General features: G+C 63.0%; 16 protein-coding genes. 8 read left to right on the top strand and 8 right to left on the bottom strand.

Annotation, left to right across the window (positions count from 1 at the left end; genetic code table 11):
- Positions 1-8: 8 nt before the first annotated feature.
- The 4 genes from LDB05_RS07560 to LDB05_RS07545 all read left to right on the top strand — a co-directional run bounded on the left by LDB05_RS07560 (position 9) and on the right by LDB05_RS07545 (position 5,556).
- Positions 9-1,316 carry a hypothetical protein gene (locus LDB05_RS07560; protein WP_226007312.1) on the top strand — a complete coding sequence of 436 codons (1,308 nt, stop codon included), beginning with the start codon at positions 9-11 and terminating at the stop codon, positions 1,314-1,316.
- Positions 1,317-1,449: 133 nt separating this feature from the next.
- Positions 1,450-2,709 (top strand): DUF1616 domain-containing protein, encoded by a 1,260-nt coding sequence (locus tag LDB05_RS07555; protein WP_226007311.1) that lies wholly within the window; start codon positions 1,450-1,452, stop codon positions 2,707-2,709.
- 336 nt (positions 2,710-3,045) lie between these two features.
- Positions 3,046-4,119, top strand: a complete 1,074-nt coding sequence (locus LDB05_RS07550; RefSeq protein ID WP_226007310.1) for a CARDB domain-containing protein — start codon at positions 3,046-3,048, stop codon at positions 4,117-4,119.
- 372 nt (positions 4,120-4,491) lie between these two features.
- Positions 4,492-5,556, top strand: a complete 1,065-nt coding sequence (locus LDB05_RS07545) for a CARDB domain-containing protein (protein WP_226007309.1) — start codon at positions 4,492-4,494, stop codon at positions 5,554-5,556.
- A 208-nt stretch (positions 5,557-5,764) separates the two neighbouring features.
- On the opposite strand, the gene LDB05_RS07540 is transcribed toward LDB05_RS07545, so the two are convergent.
- The 6 genes from LDB05_RS07540 to LDB05_RS07515 form a co-directional block, all read right to left on the bottom strand.
- On the bottom strand, positions 5,765-6,697 hold the full coding sequence (locus LDB05_RS07540) for a glycosyltransferase family 4 protein (protein WP_226007308.1): 933 nt from the start codon (positions 6,695-6,697) through the stop codon (positions 5,765-5,767).
- A 55-nt stretch (positions 6,698-6,752) separates the two neighbouring features.
- Positions 6,753-7,811 (bottom strand): GNAT family N-acetyltransferase, encoded by a 1,059-nt coding sequence (locus LDB05_RS07535; protein ID WP_226007307.1) that lies wholly within the window; start codon positions 7,809-7,811, stop codon positions 6,753-6,755.
- Between the two features lie 315 nt (positions 7,812-8,126).
- Positions 8,127-10,010 (bottom strand): phosphotransferase, encoded by a 1,884-nt coding sequence (locus tag LDB05_RS07530; RefSeq protein WP_226007306.1) that lies wholly within the window; start codon positions 10,008-10,010, stop codon positions 8,127-8,129.
- The gene (locus LDB05_RS07525) at positions 10,007-11,467 is read right to left on the bottom strand and encodes a flippase (protein WP_226007305.1); all 1,461 of its coding nucleotides are present in this window, start codon (positions 11,465-11,467) and stop codon (positions 10,007-10,009) included. Before LDB05_RS07525 ends, LDB05_RS07530 begins: the two co-directional genes overlap by 4 nt.
- A 481-nt stretch (positions 11,468-11,948) precedes the next feature.
- Entirely contained in the window at positions 11,949-13,751 is a 1,803-nt protein-coding gene (locus LDB05_RS07520; RefSeq protein WP_226007304.1) for a hypothetical protein, read from the bottom strand.
- A gap of 236 nt (positions 13,752-13,987) precedes the next feature.
- Positions 13,988-15,262: a polysaccharide deacetylase family protein gene (locus LDB05_RS07515; protein WP_226007303.1), complete on the bottom strand. Its 1,275-nt coding sequence runs from the start codon at positions 15,260-15,262 to the stop codon at positions 13,988-13,990.
- 274 nt (positions 15,263-15,536) lie between these two features.
- Between LDB05_RS07515 and LDB05_RS07510 the strand changes: the two genes are divergently transcribed.
- The 4 genes from LDB05_RS07510 (at position 15,537) to LDB05_RS07495 (ending at position 21,955) form a co-directional block, all read left to right on the top strand.
- Complete coding sequence (locus tag LDB05_RS07510; RefSeq protein WP_226007302.1) at positions 15,537-17,084, top strand: right-handed parallel beta-helix repeat-containing protein; 1,548 nt, start codon at positions 15,537-15,539, stop codon at positions 17,082-17,084.
- Positions 17,085-17,706: 622 nt separating this feature from the next.
- Complete coding sequence (locus LDB05_RS07505) at positions 17,707-18,717, top strand: GNAT family N-acetyltransferase (RefSeq protein ID WP_226007301.1); 1,011 nt, start codon at positions 17,707-17,709, stop codon at positions 18,715-18,717.
- A 188-nt stretch (positions 18,718-18,905) separates the two neighbouring features.
- Positions 18,906-20,519, top strand: coding sequence for an alkaline phosphatase family protein (locus LDB05_RS07500; protein ID WP_226007300.1), 1,614 nt, complete (start codon positions 18,906-18,908; stop codon positions 20,517-20,519).
- A gap of 317 nt (positions 20,520-20,836) precedes the next feature.
- Complete coding sequence (locus LDB05_RS07495) at positions 20,837-21,955, top strand: DUF354 domain-containing protein (RefSeq protein ID WP_226007299.1); 1,119 nt, start codon at positions 20,837-20,839, stop codon at positions 21,953-21,955.
- Positions 21,956-22,012: 57 nt separating this feature from the next.
- Here LDB05_RS07495 and LDB05_RS07490 read toward each other — a convergent pair whose 3' ends face one another.
- The gene (locus LDB05_RS07490; protein WP_226007298.1) at positions 22,013-23,026 is read right to left on the bottom strand and encodes a polysaccharide deacetylase family protein; all 1,014 of its coding nucleotides are present in this window, start codon (positions 23,024-23,026) and stop codon (positions 22,013-22,015) included.
- 1 nt (position 23,027) lies between these two features.
- Complete coding sequence (gene wecB, locus LDB05_RS07485) at positions 23,028-24,086, bottom strand: non-hydrolyzing UDP-N-acetylglucosamine 2-epimerase (RefSeq protein WP_226007297.1); 1,059 nt, start codon at positions 24,084-24,086, stop codon at positions 23,028-23,030.
- Between the last annotated feature and the right edge of the window lie 146 nt (positions 24,087-24,232).

The following is a 24,232-nucleotide window of genomic DNA, read 5'->3' as shown; positions in this document are numbered from 1 at the left end:
CTCCATCTATGTCATCGATTATCATCGACCGGCTCACTGCCAACGACGGAACGCTCGAGTGTTCGGTTCGCGCTTCGGCCGACCTGGAGCGGTTCGTGACCGACGAACCGTTCCGAACCAGTTACGACGTTTCGATCGCGGACGTCCCCGACGGCGTGCTCGCGATTCCCGTCCTCGCGCAGGTCTGTCCGGTCGCGTGGGCCAACGGGGCCGACGTCTACGTCGACGAGGTCGACGCGACGTTCGCCCGCGCGCTCGAGGACGTCGCGGAGTCGCTGTCTGCCATGTACGAGTTCATCGACGGTGGGACGCTCTATGCCCGCAGCACGATCGATCCGGACCCCGAGGGGACCGACGAGACCGGCCTGCTCTTTACCGGCGGTGTCGACTCGACGTATTCGTACGTCCGCCACCGCGAGGAGTCGCCGACCCTGATCAGCATCCGGGGCTGGACGATCACCCCGGACGCCGGCGACGACGAGAAGTGGGACGCCCTCCGGTCGCGCGTCTCGAGCTTTGCCCACGAGCACGACTGCGAGACGGCGTTCGTCCAGTCGAACATGCTGTCGTTCCTCGACCACCCGATGTTGCTGGCCCACTACAAGCGCCACGTCGACGGCGGCTGGTACAGCTCCGTCGGCCACGGCCTGGGGCTGCTCGGACTCTGTGCGCCGCTGGCCTACGCGCGCGGGATGACGGATCTCTACGTCGCCGCGACTCACTGGGACGGAATCGATCTCGAATGGGGCTCTCGTCCCGACATCGACGACCACGTCCGGTGGGCCGGGACGCAGTGTCACCACGACGGCTACGATCTCACTCGTCAGGAACGACTCGATCGGATCGCCGACTACGTCCGGACCGAATCGCCGACGCTGCAGCTCCAGACCTGCAACGATCGAATGGACGGTAACTGCGGTGTGTGCGAGAAGTGTTACCGAACCGCAGTTGGCCTCCGCCTTTCGGGCCTCGAGCCCGACGATCACGGCTATCCCTTCGACGACGGCGACTACCACCGCCTCCGTCGCTCCCTCGAGCGCGGCGAGTGGGTCCTCGGGCGGGACGAACGGCACATGTGGGCAGACATCCGCGAGCGTGTCCGCGACACGGAGCCCGCGACGCCCGCCGAACGAACCTTTTTCGAGTGGCTCGAGACCGTCGATCTGGACGACCTGATCTCGGCGTCGGAGCCGCCGCTCTCCCATCGGCTCCTCCGGGCGGGCGCGCGAAACGCACCGAACACGGTCTACAACACTGCGTATCCGGCCTGGACGGCGGCGAAAGCGGGCCTACGTCTCGTCCGGTCGGAAAAATAAGGATCGCCACTGATCGATCTCGCTGACTCGAGACGCGCTTTTTAGTAATATCGCGACTGTGCGAGCGGCCCCGCGGTTATCCGACGAGTAACAATGGCTGGCGTACTCGAGCAACCGACAACTGACAAGGATAATGAAGGTCATCTCACATCTGTTCGCGGCCGTTCGACGGCGGAGCAAGCGTCTCGTCACCGGGGTTCCGACCGATCTGGTCGGTGTCGCCGGTTTCGTCGCCATCGCGATCGTCGTACTGACCGTTGTCGACGTGTCGTCGCCGCTGCTACGGGCAACGATCGGACTACCGCTGTTGGTTTTCGCACCGGGATACGTGACCGTTTCGGCGCTCTTTCCGCGGTCATCGTCCGCTCAGGAGGTGGCCGCCGAGGATCGCCTGCTGATACGACAGGCGGTGTCGGTGACGGACAGCGAGCGCGTGGCGCTTTCGTTCGGAGTAAGTCTCGCGCTGTTGCCGCTGCTGGCCCTGCTCATCGCCGCGACGCCCTGGGGGTATACCGGACCGGTCGTCATTACTACCGTGGGCTGTTTCACCCTCTTCGGCGCCGGATTTGCTGCTATTCGACGGTCGGTCGTTCCCCCCGCTGATCGCTACGGAATCGCGCTCGGTCGACGACTCGAAGGGGTTCACGCGGCGATCTTCGGCGTCGAATCGTCGCTTCACGTCGCCGTCAACGTTGCGCTCGTTCTCGCCGTCGTGCTCTCACTGGCGACCGCCGGGTACGCGTTCGTCTCGCCACAGCAGGGGGAACAGTACACGAACCTGCAGTTGCTCACCGAAACCGACTCGGACGAACTCGTCGCCTCGGGCTACCCGTCCGAGATCGAACCGGGTGAGTCGATCCCGTTCGTGATCGCCGTCGACAACCGGGAAGATCGAGATATGAACTACACCGTCGTCGTTCAGGAACAGCGTCTCGAGGACGGTGACGTAGTCGACCGCACGGAGTTACGACGGATGGATCGGCAGGTCAGTGAGAACGCGACCGGCCACTACGAACAGAACGTCACACCGACGGCTGACGAGGGGACCGTTCGAGTCTCCGTGATGCTGTTTCGCGACGGGGTTCCGGAGACGCCGACCCACGAGAACGCCTATCGACACGCGTTCTTCTGGACGACCGTCACTGAGGCGGACGGTTCCCCTTCTGAGGCGGATGATCCTGGTGACGATTCGGAACCGGGCGATAGCGGGAGCGATTCCGAATCGAGCGATTCCGAGGGCAATTCGTCCGATGATGACGACGGCCTGTTCGGCGACGACGACGACGAGAGCGAATCCGACGATGAAACCGACGACGGCAACGAAACGATCGACGGCGGCAACGAAACGACCGACGACGGAAGCGGCGCGGGCGCGAACGAAACTGACGGATAAGCGGATCCCTCCTGCAGCGAATCGTCCCATTGGGTCTCTCGCTCTTCCCTCGGAAACGGGGAGCCGTGAGGGAATCGTCCTCGTCGCCGATTGGTGTGGCGTTCCGCGCTCTTTCGAAGGGTTCGTGTTCCATGATCTCCCGCTCGAGCGCGGCGGTCCCCGCGCTTCGGTCGGTCGGTAGGTCGTTCGAAGACACCCATCGGTCAGTCGCAGTCGCGATCAGTGATCGGCGACGAAACAGTCACGATTCTTGATTAATTGCCTGCATAACAATACCAGATCCCGTTACCAGTTCGAATAGCAGATACTCCGGTAACTCGGAAAGACGAGACAACCATGACATTACGCGACAATATTTCCGTAATCGGGACGTGTTCGGTTCTCGCCGCAATTGCAGCAGTCACCGCGCTCGCGTTCGGAACGGCGGTCGGTGTCGGTACCGTCGCGGGTCAATCCGCACCGTCGGACGCCGACGAGTACGCGGTCGTGCAAGGTGATGAGTGTTACACTATCGAACCGCTCGGCGACGGCTCGCAGTCCGTCGAGGAGTTTTACGACTATCGAACGCCGAATACGACCCCGAGTTCGTACGACTATAGCTCGTTTGGCACCACCCACCTTCAGGAGGACGACACGAGCTCGCTCTTCCTGTACGAGGGGAGTGACGGTGTCAGTCTCGTTGTGCTTCACGATCAGTACAACGGTAGCTCGGCGGGTGGTGCGGTGACGATGCAGTTCGACGGGCTTCCCGAAGACGGCGAGTGGGCCGTCGAGGACGACAGTTACGACGGTCGCTACGACGAGTTCGATCACAGCGGGGACTCGAGTCGAATCACCTGGGCCTACACTGACGGCCGAAACGACGGGGCCGCCTTCCGCGGCGGTCTGGAAGACGACGTGGATCTCACGATCGAGCCGGCATTTAACGATGCGGCCGACTTCCGCGTGTACGAGGGCGAGATAACCGACTGGCAGGTGCTTTCGGCGACCGAGGACGGTCACGAACGGACGTCACTGGACATGTCCGAACCGATCGATCTCCGATCCGGCGGCTGCACCTCGTACGCGATCTCCGAATTGGAGACGGACGGAACGGTGACGGCGGGCGACCCCGTCGATATTACGGCGACCGTCACGAACGACGGTGAGCGGACGATATCGACGGAAATTCCGTTTGTTATCGACGGTGAGACGGTCGACGAGCAGGAAGTGACGCTCGAGCCCGGTGAGACCGCTACCCTGTCGACGACGACAACGGTCGACGAGGCGGGGACGTACGCCGTCGAGGTTGGCGACCGAACGACGGAAATGACTGTCACCGATAGCGGCGATCGAATGCCCGGGTTCGGCGTCGGTGCCGTGATACTGATGGCAGCTCTCGGCGTACTGTTCGTTCGGTATCGAGGGTAAACGGATTGTTGACTGCTGTTCTATCGGCGTCCTGTTTTGAATTCGGATTTCATGGCGAAGACACTCGGAATGATGCCGCCGACCACGCGGACGGAACGCAGCTCGACTCGCGACACTTGATGCGGCTGGTCGGTCGCCTCCGGAGCTCGCGGCTCGGACAGTAACGCACGCCGCGGACCGGCGATCTATCTGTACGATCGTGATCGGCCTCGAAAGCGGAAGTGACGGAAGTCACCGCATGAAATGGGGGTTACAATCTACTGCCTGCCTGCGGGAAGTCGTCGTCGGAGATGCCACAAACACTGCGTTACGAGATTAGAAACGATGACATAACAATTCGTGTGAACGGTCTCGACGGATCCAGGACGAATAATGACACGACGAAACAGTACCACGAATACTGTAACGTATTCGATTCTCGCCACGATTGCAGTAGTGGTCGCGCTCGCCGTCAGTGCGACGGCAGTGGCCGGCGCAACGACTGCTCCCCCCGATCCGGACGAGTACGCCGTGGCACAGGGAGACGACTGTGTGACCGTCGAACCGATCGGTGACGGCGCCCGGACCATCGAGGAATTCTACGACTACCGCACGCCGAACACCACCCCGAGCTCGTACTCCTACAGCTCCCACGGGACGACTCACCTCCAGGAAGACGATACGAGTTCCGTCTTCCTGTACGAGGGGAGTGACGGGCTCAGTCTCGTACTGCTTCACGACCGATACGATGGCGACTCGCCTGGCGGCGCGGCGACGATGACGTTCAGCGGCTTGCCCGAAGACGGCGAGTGGGTCGTCGAGGACGACGGGTACGACGGCGCCGACGACGAGTTCGATCACAGCGGGGACTCGAGTCGCATCACGTGGGTCTGGTCCGAGAACCGGAGCGACGGTGCCGCGTTCAACGGCGGGCTGGACGACGAGTTCTCGATCACGATCGAGCCGCGGTTCAACGACGACGCTGCCAAGCAGTTGTACGACGGCCGAGTCCGCGACTGGGAAGTGATTTCGGGGACCGACACCGGTCGCGAGCGGACCTCGCTCGACATGAACGAACCGGTCGTGATCACGTCTGGGGAGTGCACCTCGCATTCGGTTACCGACCTGAACGTGACCGAGTCGGTGAGGCCGGGTGATTCCGTGTCCGTCGAGGCCACGGTCGAAAACGACGGCGCGACCCCCGGAAACGTTACCGTTCCGTTCACCGTCGACGGCGAGACCGTCGACGAGCAGACGGTGTCGCTCGAGCCCGGCGAAACGACCACGCTGTCGACGAACGCCACGTTCGACGAAGCCGGCACGTACACGGTCGGGGCAGCGAACGCGACGACGGAGGTGACCGTCAACGAGGGCGACGACGAGATGCCCGGCTTCGGCGTTACTGCCGCGGTTCTGGCGGCACTGGTTGCAACACTGATCGGACGTCGTCAACTGTAGTCCGTCGTCTCGCTGCCGTCGGTCGGTCCGTCAGGGAACGCCGCCGACTGTCACGACGGTTCCACGGAATACAGTCATCTCCCGTTTCGAGTACACCGGCGTAGCGGGCGACCGATACGGCGGGACCACGTTACCGGTCCGTTCGGGAACGCTGCGGGAGTGCTCGCTAACGGGTGAGACGCTGCGACGTGTCCACCCGATACCGGAATCAGCCCGTCGAGCGCCGTTCGACCGCTCGCTCGTAAACGCTGAGAATCCGCTCACCCATTCGTTCGAGTCGGAGGTTCCACACTTCCTCCCGACCGTTCTCGCATCCGTCCCCCGTGAGTGCACGACGGACCAGCGTCGCTAACTCGTCGACCGAGTCGCCAGTGCCGCTCGCGTCGACGTCCGATACCCGCTCGGGAACGTCACCGACGGGGGTTCCCACGACGGGGGTGTTACACGCGAGCGCCTCTTTGACGGTGACCGGAGACCCCTCGCGACGGGAGGTGAGTAAGAGTACGTCCGCGGCGTTCATGTAGTAGGGCATCTCCGAGTAATCGTTTCCGGTGATCACCTTCAACTCGATGTCTTCGCCGAGCTCTGACGACGCGGCGTCGACGACGCGTTCGGCCTTCGGATAATCCTTCACGGCTCGATCGGGACTGTACGGGAATAATACGCAATAGCCGTCGGTCTCCCAGCCGACCGCGTTCCGGGCGGTCGCGCGCTCCATCGGATGGAAGAGATCGAAATCGATTCCGTAGGGGATCACGGTCGCGTCCGTGGACAGCAGTTCGGCCATTTCCGGACTGACGACGATGACCTCGTCACAGAACCGAGCGAACGACTTCGTAACGACGCCGAATCGGCCCATGAGATCGCTCCCGACCAGACTCGTCACGACGGGAACCCCGGTCTGGGTCAGTGCAGCCGGGATGGTCAGCCCGAAGTTCGCGTGGACGAGGTCGTACTCCGACGACAGATGGTTCCGAACGAGCGGACAGAACCGGAGGTAATCGACCGGGCTCCGTCCGTCCGATTCGGAGCGATCGGGGACCTCGAGGACGTCGCTCTCGACGCCGAGTTCGCGAAGTGCTTCGACCTGGTTCGTGATGTAGGTCGCCTCCGCGTTCGTCGTTAGCTGTAACACGTTCATCCGTGAGTGACGACCGTTCGTCCGGACGGGCGGAAGCGGAACGACCCCTCCCTCGTCACGCTTGCCACCACTTGTACAGCTTGAGAAGCGGTGCCGTGCTCGCGCTCGTTCGTTCGAGGATGTAATACGTAGCCAGTTCGGGGTTGAATTTCGCTTTGTAATCCCAGAGCCGCTCGATGTTCGCGCCGGACAGTTCGGCGGTGTCACATTCCAGTTCGCGCGCGCGACGGATCGAGCGCCAGTTGAGGAGATCGTTGATCGGGACGTCGACGTCGACCGACGGTTTCGGGACGCCCTGCCAGTACGTCAGCCAACCGCCGTAGAAGAGCGAGATTCGACCCGAAACCGGCTGCCCGTCGCTCCGGAACTGATAGACGTCGATCGTCTCGTCCGGAAGATCGGTGTAAATGGTCCTGAGGAACGAGGCCGAGAGCGGGAAGGCTTCGCCCTGTTCGTCGAACCGTTGTTCGAGCCGATCGGCGAGGTACTCGATCTCCGCTTCGCCGCCGTTCTCGATCGTGTATTCGGGATCGGTCTCGTCCTCGAGGAGTCGCTGTCCGCCGTCTGCGATCGCGTACTCGGGGTTGTAGTTGTCCTGAATCGAGCTGCGCGCGTCCCGCGAGAACGATCGGAGGAGGTCGGATTCCCCGCGATCGATGTCCAGTTCGTACGTGAACCGCGGCGTGACGTCGAACCCGAGCCAGCGGAACGGGCGAACTTCCCCGAATTCGGTATTGGTGATGATCCTGATATAGTGCGGATCGTGCTCGCGATCGATCCAGTCGACGCACGCTTCGACGAACTCCTTGGTACGCAGCGCCGCTTTCCGATACTTGATGTTCGGATCGAGCATCATTCCGGGGCCGAGATGCGGAACGCCCGCGTGCGGTGGCGGCGAGAAGACCATCCTGAACGGTCCCGTCGAATCGGTGAATAGCGGCAGGATTCCGATCGGATGCTCCCCGTTTTTTCCGACGAGGAGTTCGAGTTCCATCCCCGTTTCCGCCGCGATCGCCCGGAGGAACTCGGATCGATGAAAGATCGACCCCGCAGGGGAACGATCGACGTACGTATTCCACTGTTCCTCGTCCGTGAGCTGGTGAACCTCAATCATTCCTCGTTTTTCACTGATTCAGCCTTCCACGACCACACCGAAAAGTAAGAAGACGATACCCGACGCGATCCGCGGGGGTCGAACGGTAGCGCGGTTCTACCCGCGAATAGCGATGCGGTGAAACGGCGATCGGACCGTCGAAGCGCGCGATCCGGTGACCGACTATCTCCCAGCGGTCGGCGTTGCCGGGCGTGCCGTCGCAACAGTCGGTGCCCGTTTGCGGTGCTCGGTATCTGTCAGCAGTGGCAGGGCGTCGGTTCGGGTCCCGTTCGTTCACAAGGTTGGATGGGCCGCCGTGGTTCGTTCGTCACGACGTCAAGAAATGATCATCTCGTCGCGCACGTCGAGGAGGACCTTCGTTCGACGGATGGTCGTGTCCAACTGCCTCGTATACGTCCTCACGGCGTCCAGTTCCCGATCCCGGACGATGCGGTGCAGGTACGCCGCCGGCAAATACAGTTCGAACGACCGGTACGGAAGACCGACGGCGTCACAGTAATCGCGAACGCACGACCGGACGCGACGCGAGTACTCGTTTCGCCGGCACAGTATCGTCCGAACCCGCTCCCGGAAGTTCTGAACAACCCACGACGCCACGTTGAGGAGCAGGAATCCGGCATCGACCACGGGCGACGCCGCCAGACTCCCGTACTCCCAGTCGATGACCGACGTGATCTCCCCGTCCTCGTGGTGAATATTACCGGGCATATAGTCGCCGTGGACGGGCGTCGTGAACGTTTCGACGTCCTCGTCGATACGCGACGCCACGAGATCGGCCGGTTCGAACGTCAAGTCCTCGCGGACGGCGTCGGCGGACCGGACGAACGACTCGCTCCGGAACGCGCGCTGGAAGTCGATGAGCCAGTCGAAGCTCAGCCGGAGCACTCGCTCGAACGACTCGACGCCGCCGTCGATCTCCTCCTCGAGAGGGGTGCCGTCGACCGGTCGTTCCTTTCTCACCGGGCCGAATCGGGACTCGAGCGCTTCGCCGGCCGGGAGCGTCGACGTGATCGGGGCCTCTCTGGATCTGAGCTCGGCGATGACGGCGTTCTCGTTGCTCGTATACGGTCGGTGTGCGTTCCGATTCGGTATCTTCCAGACGGTGTCGATCCCCGACTCGTCCAGATTTAGAACGACCGTTCGCGTGCGACCCTGAACGACAAGCGGATCCGAAAACTCGAACGCCGGCGGTTCGGGACTGTTCGTGCACGCGACGAGATACGTCGGATAGCACTGTTTGACGAGCCTGTGTCCGCGTCTCGTGGCGGGTTCGATCGCGTCTCCGAACCGGTCGTAGGCGTTCGAGTGGGAGCTGAGGATCGTTTCCAGGGCTCGGTCGGAATCGACGTCGAACGCATACAGCGGACGAGACGCGTCCGGAAACAGCGTGTAGACGGAGATATCGTCGAACCCGACCGATCGCGCCAGGGATCGGTATCCGTCCGCGGTTCCCGGGCTCAGATCACCGATCGATCTCGAGGACTCCTGGTCGGCCCGATCGAAACCGAGGACGCGCGCGAGGGGCGTGTTCGACGGCCATCCGTCGGCGGTGAAGATCAGCGACCCGTCGGCCGCGAGGCAGTCGGTCAGCCGATCCAGTCGGGAGCGAAGGTCGCGCTTGCCGGTGAAATCGGCGACGATGGTGTCGAACGCGCCGGCCGAAAACGGGAGTCGTCGATCGGTCGTGTGGATCGGGACCACGCGATCGGAACTGGCGTAATCGTCGCGGTCGTCGACGATACGCAGCTTCGATAGCGAAGGATCGACGGTGTAGACCGCGTCGGTCCGTTCGGCGAGGACCATGGCGCGGCGGCCGTACCCGCTGTAGAGGTCGAGACACCGCCCGGAGATGTGTTCGGCGACGAGGACCTGCCACAGGTCGCGCCGGACGTCGAACAGTTCGGCCAGCGCGTCCGACCGATCGCGGTCGGCGAGGACGTCCGCCGCCGCCGTCCGAACGGGGTGATTCGCCACAGCGGCCGCGAGTTCTTCGAGTCGGTGTTCGGAGAGATACGGATCCGAGTCATCGCTTTCGGTACTGAACGAGAGGATTCCCTTCCGTTCGTATATGCCGGTTCCACAGCTGCCACAGCAACGTTCACCGGACGATAGCGGATTCGAACAGTCCGGACAGACGAGGACGTCACCGGGGAACTCGTGGCGCGATTCGGGATCGTATGTCGGTGTGTTCTCGCTCATGTTGCTGCCCTGATCTTCTGAACGTCGAGGAGTCCCGTCGCGATCGACAGCGTTGCCCACACGGCGACGCCGAGCGTAACGATACCGGCGAGCGACACCCAGCCGTCGATCGCGTCGTTGGTAGACGAGACGACTGCGGCCATCACGAGCGTGACGCTGATGATCGCCGTCAGCCGCCGGAACAGGTGTCCGAGACGCAGTCCGAACTCCTGGTGAATGATGAATACGTTCGCGGCGGTGTACATCGAGTACGTAAAGACCGTCGCGACCGCCGCGCCGACGACGCCGTACCGCGGGATCAGAACGACGTTGAGGCCGACGTTGAGAACCGCCGTAATGCCCTTGACGATCGCGCGATCTTTCGCCCGTCCAAGAAAGTCGAGGCCGTTGCTGGTGATCTTCGTGATCGCCTGCAGGATCACGTAGAGCGACAGGACCTGCAAGACGGTGACCGCACCGAGATACTCCTCGCCGAACACCAGTCCGATCGTCGGTTCGGCGACGAGCACGAGTCCGGCCGCGGCCGGGATGTATAACAACAACGAGTGGGTGAGCGCTTCTTCGTACACCCGCGCGGCCTGCTCGATGTTCCCGTCCGCCTTTTGCGCACCGAACGACGGCGAAAGCGTGAACCCGAGCGCCGAAACCGGTGTCTCGAGGAATTCGACGATCTGTTTACTGAGTTCGTAGTAGGCGACCGCGACTGGCGTCAGAAAGACCCCGATGAGGATCGTGTCGACCCGTTTGTCGAGGACGTTCGCCGTGCTGGTCGCCGTCAACGGGATCGTGTACTCGCCGATCCGTCGTCGGAGGCCGGACTCTATCGTCGCCGCATCGTGGCCGCGGTAAAACCGACTGTAGACGATCCACAGACCGGGAAGCACCACGACGATAAAACTCAGTATGTAGCCGAAGAGCGCGCCGATGGCGTCGAATCCGAGCACGACGAATCCGACGGCGAAGACGAGTCGCGAAACCCGATTGACCGCGTGCAGCGTCGCCGCGAGCTTGATCTCCTCGAACCCCTGGAGAACGAGTCGCGTGAACGTCGCCAGCGCCTGAAACGCGAGGAAGAGGACGCCGAGCAGGAGAAACGGGACCAAGGACGGCTCGCCCAGGGCGACCGACAACTTGCGGTGGCCGATAAGCAGGCCGAGTCCCACTACCAGGATCGTCCCGACGTTGAACAGCATCGAGATGCGCAGGATGTGGGGGATCTGAGACGGATCGTTCTGTTTGTACTCGGTAACGTACCGCGCGCACGATTTCGCGATCCCGAGTTTGCTCCCGATACCGAGCACTCCGAAGACCGCGATGGCGAGGAACAACAGTCCGTACTCGCTCGGGCCGAGTAGCCGGGCCAACAGGACCATCAGGAGGCCGCTGGAGATCATCGCGACGATCCGTCCGGCGAACTCGGACTTGAATCGCGAACGCAGCTGCTCCGTGACTGTCATGCCGTGTCGTTCTCGCGTCCGATCGGCCGGCGACCGTACCGTGAGTCCGGATCCGTGGAGTATCGCCTCGGTGTCGCGGTACCAGCAGCCCGCTCAGCCCGCGGACGCGAGAGCGGAGACGAACGTCGACGGCCGGCGGATCGACGTAGAACGCTACCCCCGCACCGACCGACGATATCGCTCGGCCGGTCCCGCGTACCGAGTACTTGTCGTCTGTATCGTCCCATAGACGGCTGACACAAGCAGCATATCGGCCATTGTTATTCATCAGCTAACCACAATGCGGTCGATCGGCCGTTCCGCTCGAGAACTGTCGATGACCCAGCGACCGGAACGGAGACGGCGATACTCGTCGTCGGCATCGGACGGGCGTCTCGGCGGAACGCGATCACCGCCGTGCGAGACGGTCCCACGACGAGTGTGACTGACCGCGGACGGACGTGGCCTCGAAGCGACTGATCCCCCGGTGAACGCCGGGTCGTCAGGCGTCCGCCGTTCCGCGAACGTGGTACAGTTCGAACCCACCGTTGGTCTGTACCCGATTGACTCCCGGTTGTGATTCGATCGAGTTCAGTTGCGCCTCGGTGTAGCGCAGTTCCTTGAACGCGATCAGTTCCCGGTCCAGATCGCGCTGCTTGACGACGAGATATCGATCGTCCTCGTACTGTCTGCTGATCCCCTCCTCGATTTCCGGCCCACTGATCCCCTCGTAGCGTTCCGTTCGCTCGAGGTCGCCAGTCGTGGCGTCCACGTACCGATTCGGTCCGCTACGAATGCCGATGTACGGGATGTCGTCGTCTCCGCGGTCGAAGGCGGTTTCGTGGCCGTCCATGGCTTGCGTTGTCACGTGCGGAGACGTACCGTAGATATACGGCGACGGAAATACCGCGAGCAGCGAGACGACGAGTAGCACACCGAATCCGAGAACGGCGATACTGTGGACGGCTGTGGTCGACCGATTCTTCGAGAGGGCGTCCATCCCGTACGCGATCGCCGCAGCACCCATGATCGTGATGAACAACAGTGTGAATCCGAACACGCGGAAGTACATCTTTTCGGTCGATCCGAAGAAATAGACGGCGAACAGCCCGCCCAACCCGACGAGGGCGACGGTGAAGTAGTGAATCACTCCCTCGGTCTCCCGGAGAAGGCGACCGTCGTTCTCGATGAGCGTCCAGCCCACGAGCAACGCGGCGAGCACGCCGAAAACGAGCGACGGGCCGAGCAGCTTCAGCACGATTTCGACGACGCTCCCACCGATCTGCGCGATCGAGTTGCTCTGAGAATCGATGGCGTCACCCGCGGACCCGGTCCCACCGAGGAAGTACTCGAGCGTACTGACCAGGTGGAACCTGATCACATCCACGAGGAGCCCGTGATTCGCGACCCAGAGCAGAAACCCGCCCGTGAGGATCGCAGTCTGCCCGTACACCGATCGATGCGTCGCGATCGGGGTCGTCGAACCGAACCGGCGGAAGAGGAACTGGACGGCACAGATCCCGACGAAGACGACCAGCAAGTGGGCTGCGAGTTGCGGGTGGTAGAGGACGACTGCGATCGACAACATGGCCAACAGCACGCCGAGCGAAGACACCGATGCCGCCACCTGGTTTCCCTGCATATACTTCAGGAGAGAATAGACGATGACTGCGGAGAACAGAATCGACTGTGACATTGGGTGCGGTGTGACAAACGTGCTGAGTGTCGTGATCGGGAGGAGCAAAAACGCCGAGAACGCGCCGACCGTCACGCTGTATCGATTTTCGAAGACGAGGTCGGTCGACAGCGCAACGAACAGGAAAAAGAGTCCGAAGAGGAGCACGATCACGAGCATCATCGCGTGCGTGAGGTCGATTCCGAGTGCGGTACTAAACAGCGTCGAGACGGTATGCAACCCGGGGTATCGCAACTCGAGCGGGCTGAACATCCCGTCCCGAATCCCTCGCGCCCAGCCGAGGTGCGTGAGTGCGTCCCCACCGGAGATGAAGTGGTAGCCGCGGAGGACGGGCATCCCGACGAAGGCGATCGCTGCTCCAGCGCCCAGACAGAGCGAGAGGCGACGGTACCATGGCGCGGTCGTCGCGAGTGCGACGGCCAGCGACAGGCAGAACGAGACGCCGAGGAGGATCCAGACCGTCGTCGGCGTCCCCGCGTACAGCGAGAGTTCGTAGCCGTCGGCTGGCGTCACGTGGGCGACACCGATGGCACCGGCCAGTGCGAGAAATCCGACCGCGAGCGCTCCACTCTCTTTCGGCGTCGTCGTCTGCGAACGCTGACTCGACATTCGTTACCGGTCCGTCGGCTGACACCCTCCTTGTAATGGTGGACGTTTATGAGAGTAACACCCAGCTACCAGTCTCTCGGAGAGGATTCGATCGACGGAGTTCCCCGGAACGATCGCGGTTCTCGGACGATCCGCCTCCGTCTCGACCACACTATCCGAAACGCGTCTCCCCGTCTCACCGCTCGCAGCGACAGGGACGATCCATCCGATCTCGGGACCAACCCCACCGTGGCCGATTACTCGGTGTGAGAATACGCTGCCAGCTCCGTCTCGAGATCGGACGGCGTGACGAATCGGATCTCGCCCGCCGACTCCAGGTCGTGAGCGTGCTCGATCGTCGATTCGAAGTCGCTGCGCAGTTCACCGCTGAGTTCGTGGTAAAGGAACGCAACGTGCCCGCCCCACGCCGCCGCTCTCTCGAGCAACTCGATCGCCGTCTCGGCCGACGGCTCGCCGACTCGAGGATATAACAACGGATTGACGGCGTGTCCGTAGACGTCTTCGCCGCCCCAAAAGGCTATCTCGTGGTTCTCGTCGACGATCTCGAGCGTGTGTTCGTCCCACTCCCCGAACGGATACGCGAAGTACCGCGCGCCGCGTTCGAAGCCGTGCTCGAGCAACCACGCTTTCGCTTTCCCGATTTCGTCGGCCTGCTCGTCCGGAGTCAGGTTCTCGAGGCGGGCGTGAGAGTACGTGTGATTCCCGACGGTCCAACCGGCGTCCCGTAACCGCTTGCACTGAGCGAGATCGAGTCGGTCGGCGGTACCGATCGTCACGGGATTGACGAACGTGACGGCCGGGTACCCGTACCGATCGAGGATCGGTAGCGCCTCGGTGTAGTCGGTTTCGTACCCGTCGTCGAACTGGATCATCACGGTCCCGGTGTCGGGTTTCGGAGCGAGGAAGAGTTCGTCGACCCGGAGCGTTCTCGACTGGTCACCGACCCAGAGGGCGATCCGAATCTCGGTGATCGCCGAAAGATCGGGATCACCGTCGATATCACTGAGGCCGAAATCGTACCGCATACTCCGGCGATCGCCCTTGATTCCACGCCGGAACTCCACGTGATCGCCCTCGGAATCGAACAGTTGGATAATCGGTCTCACAGACTCCTCTACGGCGATCGATACTCCGGGAATCGTCGTCGAACAGTCCAGGGGTGCCGACAGCTCCCGTTTGATCGATACCCGTTGGTCACTTCCCGCGGCCGCGAGGACTGCAGCCTGTGAGCCGTCGGTTCCCCGCTTCCGGTCGACATCGAGCGATCCGGCCAGAACGTCCCAGCGGGAGAGATCGCCGAAATCGTCGATGATCTCGATGGCTTGCGACGAATCACCGTCAGCAGTCGACGTCTCGTCGTCGGAATCGGATTTCTCGCCGTCCGTTTCGTCCACTCGTCCACTCGTTCCGTTCTCGTTCGCATCGTCGCGCTGTGCAGTACACCCGCCGAGCCCCATCACTGCGGCCGCGAGATACGCCCGTCGTTTCATGATGGATGTATGGACACTCATCGATCCATATCGTTATCTCAAACGTAACATACCAAAACAAGACATTGTAATCGCTCAACCACTCCTGAAATTTCTCCGTCCTTTTTGACTCCGGTCTCCTCCCGCTCCGAGCCCATTGCTTTCTATTCCCTGACCTCTTGCGAACCGAGCGGGTCTGAGCGGGCGTATTTGTCACTCATTTCCGTATTCACCGACCCGGATATCACTCCCCATATATATGTGAGTCATGTGAAGGCGAATATTCAGAACTTCATACTATCAGGAATAACGTGAAATGAGCGAAGACTCTCAGGACAATGCGAGAATCGGTCACATCGATCGACGATCCTATTTGAAAGCGGCCACAGGTGTCGCCAGTGCATTCGCACTCGGGACGCAAGCGGTCGCCGCCGACGACGACTACGACGTAATCGAAGTGTCGCCGGGCGAAACGTTCGAAAAAGACATCTCCAGCGGCGAAACGTGGGAGAACAAGCTCATCGACATCACGGCCAGTGGTGCCGGCTACAGCATCTCCGCAACCGCAGACGATTTCGAGATGCGCAACATCGGCGTCAGAGGTGAGTGGGATCACGACCCCGGCAGTCAGGTGATCATCGTCGAGGTCGAAAGCGCCGACGCGAGCGGCCTCATCGAGAACGTCTATCTCGGTGACGGTGCCGCCGGCGGTGGCGACCCCGGCGGGATATACGTCCACAACGATCACTCCGGCACGCTCACCATCCGCGGGTGCAACATCCAGGGCTTCCCCGACAACGGTATCTACGCCAGCGGCCCCGGTCTCGCAGACCGTGGCAACGGCGGCGTCGTCCAGATCGAGAACACCTACGCTGCCGACTGTGGCTCCTCGGGCCTTCGGATCGGCTCGGACGGCTCCTCCGTCCAGAACTGCGTCGCATGGAACTGCGACCGCGGGCTCTGGTGTCTCTTCAGCGATCAGCTCGAGGCCAACGGCTGTGACTTCGGCGGGTCCGGCTACGACATCCGCGTCGGCAGTGGCTCCCAGGAGTCCGGTGGCCCCTACGGTGAACTGACCGTCAACGACACCAGCTGGGGCACCCAGCAACTCGAGCGCTCCCAGAACGAAATTCACGGCTCCTCGTCCGGGTCACCGAACAACCGCGGCCCGGCCGACGTGGGCGCACCGACGTCGGCCGAAGCGGCCGCGGCCGGCACCGCTACCGACGGAACCAGCGGATCGGACGAGACCACCACGGACGAAGAACCTGATTCGTCCGAGAGCTCCCACCTCCTGGCGTTCGTGACCTCGTCGGACGCGTACAACGATACGTACTCGTTCGTCGTAGAGGGTGACGTCGAGAAGGCAACGGCTGACTACGATTCCCCCGCCGGTAATTCGATCGGCGCAAACGGAAACGACACGATCGACGTTGCTGACGGCACGACCACCGTCGAGGGGCTCACCGGAAACGGATTCGGCGACGCGTACCGCGTCCACGGTCCCGTCACCTCCATCACCATCGACGATCCGGACGTCATGTGGGTCGAGCTCGACGGCGAAAAGATGTCCGTCGAGGAGGTCATCGACGCGACGTCCGACGGTGACGACGAGGATTCCAGCGGTCCGTCGAACGCTCTCGTCATCGATGCGACCGAAACCGGCGACCGGGCTGCGTACTCGTTCGAGGCCTCCGGCACGGTCGAGAAAGCGACCCAGGGAGACGCCACGATCGACGGCGGCAACAGCGTCGAAGGCACCGTCGACGATTCGAAGGATGCCTACTGGTTCAGCGGCGACATTACGGACTTCTGGCTGAACGGGAACGCACTGGTCGACGTCGAGTACGACGCTCGGGAGTAACTGCTCGTCAGTGCGACGGAGACGATAGCGGCTCCGGGTTTGTTTCTCGGTCCGGAATCGATTCGTCCGCACGCTGTGGACGGGGACGACGCTGATGACGGTGTGGCGCACCGATCCGGTGCCGAAAGTCGTTCGATGACCGGTCCCCAGCACCGTCGGGGCTGGATCCGATAGCGTTCGAAGGCGGGACCTACCGATCGCGAGGAGAGGTCCGACGAGAACACACCCGCTTCGCCGGTGCACGTAGGCGAACGGATCTCGAGCGCGTTTTTTTCAGCGTCGTTTGCGTACCGGAACACCGACTAGTCAGTCGTCGTCACCCGTCGGTTTAATCCACTGCTCGAGGCGCTCGAGGACGCTGTTTGAGTATTCACTGCTGTGGCGGGATTGTGAAACGGATACCCGACATTCTCGATCAGTACGCAGTCCCGGCCGAATTTCAGTCCGCCCCAGTAACTGGTTCCTATCGGCTTCCGCCTGCAAGATCGATCTGTCAGAAATCGAGACAATTCGAATTGGATGACGGAAATAGAACGCTTACAAAGTGCGTGTGAATCGAGCCGGTTGATATGGACTATCGGACGCTGCTCGCGCGAGCGGTCACCGCGGAGGGATCGCTGGAATGAGCATCGAAGTCCGTCTCGCCACGGGCGACGACCTAGACAAGTGGAATGGCTACGTCGAGCGATCGCCGGAAGGAACGCTGTGTCACGAGTACGAAGCGCTCCGGGTACAAGCCGAGCACGCCGATGCGACGCTTCATCCCCTGATCGGGTTCAAGGGGCAGGAGGTGGTCGGTCTGTTCCCCGTGTTCGAGATCACGAAAGGATTCGTCACGACGGTGTTCTCCCCGCCGCCGCACCTCCGGATTCCGTATCTCGGGCCGGCCTTCCTGAACATGGACAAACTGAAACAGCGCAAGCGCGAGCGCCGTCGGCAGCGCTTCATGGACGGCTGCTTCGAGTGGATCGAGTCGGAACTGGCTCCGAAGTACGGCCACGTTCGGACCTCGCCGGCCTTCGCCGACTCGCGGCCGTTCAAGTGGAACGAGTACGACGAAACCCCGGAGTACACCTACGCCGTCGATCTCACGCTCGATAGGGACGACCTCCTGATGACGTTCAGCAGCGACGCGCGGAGCAACATCCGAAACACCGACGACGACGCCTACGAGATCGAGGTCGGCGGACCCGAAGAGATCCGGCTGATCCACGAGCAGGTTGCGAACCGCTACGAGTCCCAGGGTATCGGGTTCGGCGTCCCCGTCGAGTTCGTCCTCGATCTCGCCGCGGAATCGGCGACCGGACACGTCCGCCCGTATACCCTCCGCATCGACGGCGAGTTCGTCGGCGGTATCCTGGCCCTCGAGTACGGCGAGTACACGGGCAGGTGGATGGGGGGCGTTCGAACCGATGCCGACGTCGACATCCCGACGAACGATCTGCTCGACTGGGCGATCATGAGCGACGGCCTCGAGCGGGGCCTCGAGACGTACGACCTCGTCGGCGCCGACACGCGTCGCATCAATCGCTACAAGGCGAAGTTCAATCCCGAGTTGCGGACCTACTACAGTCTGGAGTACGGAAAATGGGGGATGCGCCAGGTGGCTTCGCTGTACGATTCGGTGAAATAACGGGAGTTTCCGTTCCGCGTTTCGTACCGGAGAGCGGTTCGTTTCTCGCCCGGTGAATCGGTAGCCGATCGGCGCAGTCGTTACGCGGCGATCACGAGTGCCGTTACGAGAGATACGTTTTCGAACGGCGTTTTTCGGTCGCGTAATCACGACCATAACGAAAGGGAACAGTAACGGAGCAGCGATCGATGGACGACAGCGCCTCTCTTCGGACGCTACTCGTCGGGATCGACGCCGCCTGTGATCGGATACTGGATCCGATGTTCGAGGACGGCGAGCTCCCGACGCTCGAATCGATCTACGACCAGGGAGCGAGCGGGTCCCTCGAGTCGCAGATGCCGCCCTGGACGGCCTCGGCGTGGCCGTCGCTGTACACCGGAAAGAACCCCGGAAAGCACGGGGTCTTCGGCTTCCTTCGGTTCGAGGGATACGACTGGGACGTGGTCAACGCGAGCGACGTTCACGAGCGAGCGCTGTGGGAACTGCTCTCGGAACGCGGGCTCACGAGCGTCGTCATTAACGTCCCGGTCACGCATCCGCCCCGGACGTTCGACGGCGCGTTGATCCCGGGGTACACCGCGCCGGAGGACCCGGACTGTCATCCGTCGGGTCTCCTCTCGGACGTCCGCGAGGAAATCGGTGATTACCGCGTCTACCCGGACGAGGACGCGGCCGACCTCGGAACGGCGTACGCCGAGTGTGCGCGCATGCGTGGCGAGGCGTTTCGGTACCTCGCGGACCGGTACGATCCCGAGTTCGGCTTCGTCGAGTTCCAGGGAACCGACTCGATCTTCCACAAGGAGCCGGAAAACGACGCGGCGATCCGTCGGATTTACCGCGAGGTCGACCGGCAGGTCGCCGAAATCCTCGACGGGTGCGACCCGGACAACGTCATCATCGCGAGCGATCACGGGATGGGACCGTACGACGGGCACGAATTCCGGGTCAACGAATACCTTCGCCGAGAGGGGGTCGTCGCGACCGAGAACGGCGGCCGGGGAATGCCGGCCTGGTCGACGATTCGCGAAAACGACCTCAAGCGCGGGGAAGCCACCGGCAGTCGCGATCCGGGCGTCGCCGAACGCGCGATGGCGACCGCCGCCCGGGTCGGCGTGACCAGCCAGCGCATCGGAGCCGTCCTCGAACGGCTCGGAATCGAGGATCTCGTCGCGAAGTACGCGCCGACGGGGGTCGTCAATGCGGGCGCGACGCAGGTCGACTTTCCGGCGTCGACCGCGTACGTGCGGTCGCGAGTCGAACTCGGCGTCCGGCTCAACGTCGAGGGCCGCGAGCCCGACGGCGTCGTCCCGCCCGAGGAGTACGAGACCGTTCGAACCCGACTCATCGACGCCCTCCGATCCGTGCGGACGCCGGACGGCGAGCCGATCTTCGACGCCGTTCGGCCTCGAGAGGAGTTCTTTCACGGTCCCGAGAGCGAACACGCAGTCGACATCGTCACCGTTCCGGCTGATTTCGATCACTTCCTGTCCGCGACGCTCCGAGAGCAGCAGTTCGGCCCGCCGAGCGAGCCGTGGAACCACAAGCTCGAGGGGACGTTCGCGGCCCGCGGCGTCGATATCGATCACGCCGACGGCATCGACAACGCCCACCTCTTCGACGTCGCGCCGACCGTGCTCGCGACGCTCGACGTCCCGATCGACGATCGCATGGACGGCCGCCCGCTCCCCTGCGTCGAGCCGCCGGGAACGCGATCGTACCCGCGACTCGGCGAGACCGACTCCGTCGCGACCGCCGACGAGGCAGTCGAGGACCGACTCGCCGATCTCGGCTACCTCGAGTGAGGGTCGAGGGGTGTTTCCCCGAGCGAACGGACGGATTGCGAACCGCATTTTCCCGCCGCTCGGTACACTTCGTCCGGTCAGGCAGAGAGGGATGTCAATCGCCCCCTAAGCCCGTGACGGGAGTCAGCGATATCGGTGAGAGATCGCCCCTCGAGCGAGGAGCGGTCTCGAGAATCCCGGTATGTCTTCGCTACTGATCTGTACCGTTTACGCTAGAATCGGCGCTCGTGATACGTTCGCCGGTGCGTATCGGTACGACCGAGATAACAAACACGGTGAATTGCCTATTCTTCGTCCAGAATACGGTGGCTTTCAACATGAGATACCTGTTTTTCACGAACACGCCGGCACACGTTCATCTGTACAAACACGCCGTACAGACGCTCCGGGACCGCGGACACGAGGTGCTCGTCCTCGCTCGAGATTACACCTGTACGGTCGATCTGCTCGAGTGGTACGAACTGCCCTTCGAGGTCTACGGCTACTGTGACACGTCGAAGGGATCGCTGCTGAGTCGCCTGCCGATGCACTACGTGCGAGCTATCCGGCACGCGCGACGGTTCGACCCGGACCTTGTCTTCGGAATGGGGGGATACGCGGCCCACACGGGTGCAGTCACTCGGACGCCGACGGTCCTGCTCATCGATTCCGAACCGGCATCGTTCGACCACTCGGTTTCGACGCCGTTCGCTCGCGCCATTCTCACGCCCCACACCTTCCGGAAGGATCTGGGAGAGAATCACTACGTGTTCTCCGGGTTCAAAGAGTGCGCGTACCTCCATCCGGACGTTTACGCGCCGAACCCGTCGATCCGGGAGCGGCTCGAGCTCGACGCCGACGAACCGTACGCGATCATTCGGCTCAACGCGTTCGGATCGCAACACGACGTCGGCAAGGAGGGGATCACGGGCGACCAGTGTCGCCGTCTCGTCGAACGGCTCAGCGACGACGCGCGGGTCCTCGTCTCCGACGAAGGAAACGGCGTCGACCTCTCGGACCTCCCGGCGCGGACGTTCGATCTTCACCCGGCGTTGATGCACGACGCGCTCGCCGAAGCGACGCTGCTGATCGCCGATACGCAGACGATGGTCACCGAAGCCGCGCTGCTCGGAACGCCGGCGATCCGATCCAACTCGTTCGTCGGCGACTCCGACATGGGGAACTTCGTGGAACTCGAGAACGAGGGGCTGATCCACAACGTGTCTCGGTTCGACGAGATCCTCGAGCTGTCGACGACCCTGCTTCGGGACGATGCCGTCGACGAAACGTGGCAACGGCGACGAAACGAGTTCCTCTCGGGGACGGCGAATCTCACCGACGTGATCGTCGATATCGCGTCCGCCCGCGGGGACGTCAGCGCGCTCGATTCGGTCCGGCAGTTCGACCAGCCGAAACGAACCGAACCGAAACCGCAGATCGGCGTCGGCAGCGATTGATTTCCGACCGCCGGTCACCGTTCGCGACCGATTTCGTTCTCCGATAGCCGTTCCGGCTCACGGTCCGACGCTCGAAACCCGTGACTCGCCGCTCGCGTCGCCTTCGAGTTCCGCGCGGAGGTCTCGAGGCGACCCGACCCACGCGCCGAGCTCGAGTGCTCGTTCGATGAGCCATCGGTACAGGGCTCGGTAGCCGGGGAACTCTCGCTCGTTGAAGTAGCGGGGATGCCAGAGAACCGTCATCACGGCGTCGTTCTCCGCCGCTTCCGTCAGCAGTCGCTCGCAGGTCTCGCGGGCGGCCTCGAAGTCCGTACCGGGATCCGGGAGCGCTTGCTCCATGATCGTCAGCGGGAAGACGAGGAAGTCGTCGTCGAACGGGCGAACGGGCCGGTATCCCGCGTGGAACCCGCAATCCGTGCTCGAGCCGAGGCTCGCATCGTACGCGAGACCGATCGCACGGTGATACTCCCATGTCTCCGGGACCGAGAGCCGCAGGTAGTGTTGCCGACCGCCGGTGACGGACCGGCCGAGCACGTCCTCGAGTGCGGTCTTCTCCTCGCGCAACCGGTTCGGATCGTCCGCGGAGTGGTACGATCCGTGGAGCCCGACTTCCCAGCCGCCCGCGTCGAGCTCGCGAACGACATCGACGATATCGGGGGCCGTGATATCGTACCGCCCCAGGTGCTGGACCCAGTTCGCCGGCGAGAGCCACTCCCGCACCGACCGATCGGCCAGCAGGTGTTGTTCGTTCAGAACGTAGAACGCCGATCGGACGTTCAACGCCTCCTCGAGGGCCATGATCTCGTCGAACTGCCAGTACGGATTCGACGACGAGAGCGCGGTTCGCAGGTGATACCCCGGCCGCTCTCGCATGGCGTAGTACAGCGATCGGAGTCCCTTGTACGGGCGGTCGACGTCGTGGGTCAGACACAGCGCGAACGCGGAATCGTCGGGGAGGGGAGACTGATCGCGCGGGAGATCGGCTATCCGCCCGTCTCCGAGCGGCGATCGATCGGTCCCGTCCTCGTTTGGTGGGACGGGTTCCGTTCGGGAGTCGAAGTCCGCCGTCATGTCAGTCCACGTGGTGCTCGAGGTGGGTGACGATGCGAGCCGCCGCGTTCCCGTTCCCGTACAGGTCGGGCTTGGACGGCGGATTCTCGGCGGCGCGAACGGCGTCGACGATTCGCTCGGGCGTCGCCCCGACGAGTTCGTTCCACCCGGCGTCGACCGTCTCCGTCCACTCGGTCGTGTCGCGGAGCGTCACGCACGGCGTGTCCAGGTAGAACGCCTCCTTCTGGACCCCGCCGGAGTCCGTCGCGACGCAGTGTGCCCCCTCGACCAGTTCGATGAATTCGGTGTAGCTGACGGGGTCGATAACGCGGACGTCCGCTGTCAACTGCTCCCAGAGGCCGTGTTCGTGGAGCGAGTCGACCGTCCGCGGGTGTGCCGGGAAGACGACCGGCGTCGCGAGTCGCGTCAGTGCGTCGACGATCCCCGCGAGCTGATCCCGATCGTCCGTGTTCTTCGCGCGGTGGACCGTCGCGAGGACGTACTCGTCGGGAACGGTGGGCTCGCCGGTCGCGGCTCCGTCGAGTCGCTCCCTGATCTGGAGGAGCGTATCGTACATCACGTCTCCGGGGGCGTACACGTTCTCCGAAATCCCCTCCTCCTCGAGGGTCCGCTTCGCGTGTGGCCCCGGTGCGAAGAGGACGTCGGAGCAGTGATCGGTGAGCCGACGATTCGTCTCTTCGGGCATCGACCGATCGTACGAGCGCAAGCCGGCTTCGACGTGAGCGAGGAGCGGGGACGATTTCGCCGCCACGAGTGCGCCCGCGAGCGTCGAGTTGGTATCGCCGTAGACGAGGACGACGTCGGGGGATTCGGCGTCGACGATTCGCTCCAACTGGGTCATCATCTCGGCCGTCTGCGTGGCGTGGGGCGCGGAGCCGACACCGAGGTGATACGCCGGCTCCGGAAGGGCGAGTTCGTCGAAAAACACCTCGGAGAGTTCGGCGTCGTAGTGTTGGCCGGTGTGGACGAGGAGTTCCTCGTGGTCTCGCTCGAGTTGCTGTGAGACGGCGACCGCTTTGACGAACTGCGGTCTGGCGCCGACCACCGACAACACCCTCATCGCATTGCCACCTCGGTCGGTCGCGTGGATCGCGTGGCGAGTGCGTGGACGCACTCTCTTCGAACCGGACGAGTGGCTCCGTTGTCGTGGACGGGCCAGACGCCGCTTTGGGCGACTGGACCGCTTCGAATCTGGGCTCCGTTCAT

Source organism: Natrinema salinisoli, assembly GCF_020405205.1.
In the GTDB taxonomy this organism is placed as follows: domain Archaea; phylum Halobacteriota; class Halobacteria; order Halobacteriales; family Natrialbaceae; genus Natrinema; species Natrinema salinisoli.
The sequence above is the reverse complement of the archived record's forward strand: the minus strand, read 5'-3'. Positions and strand labels throughout refer to the sequence as shown.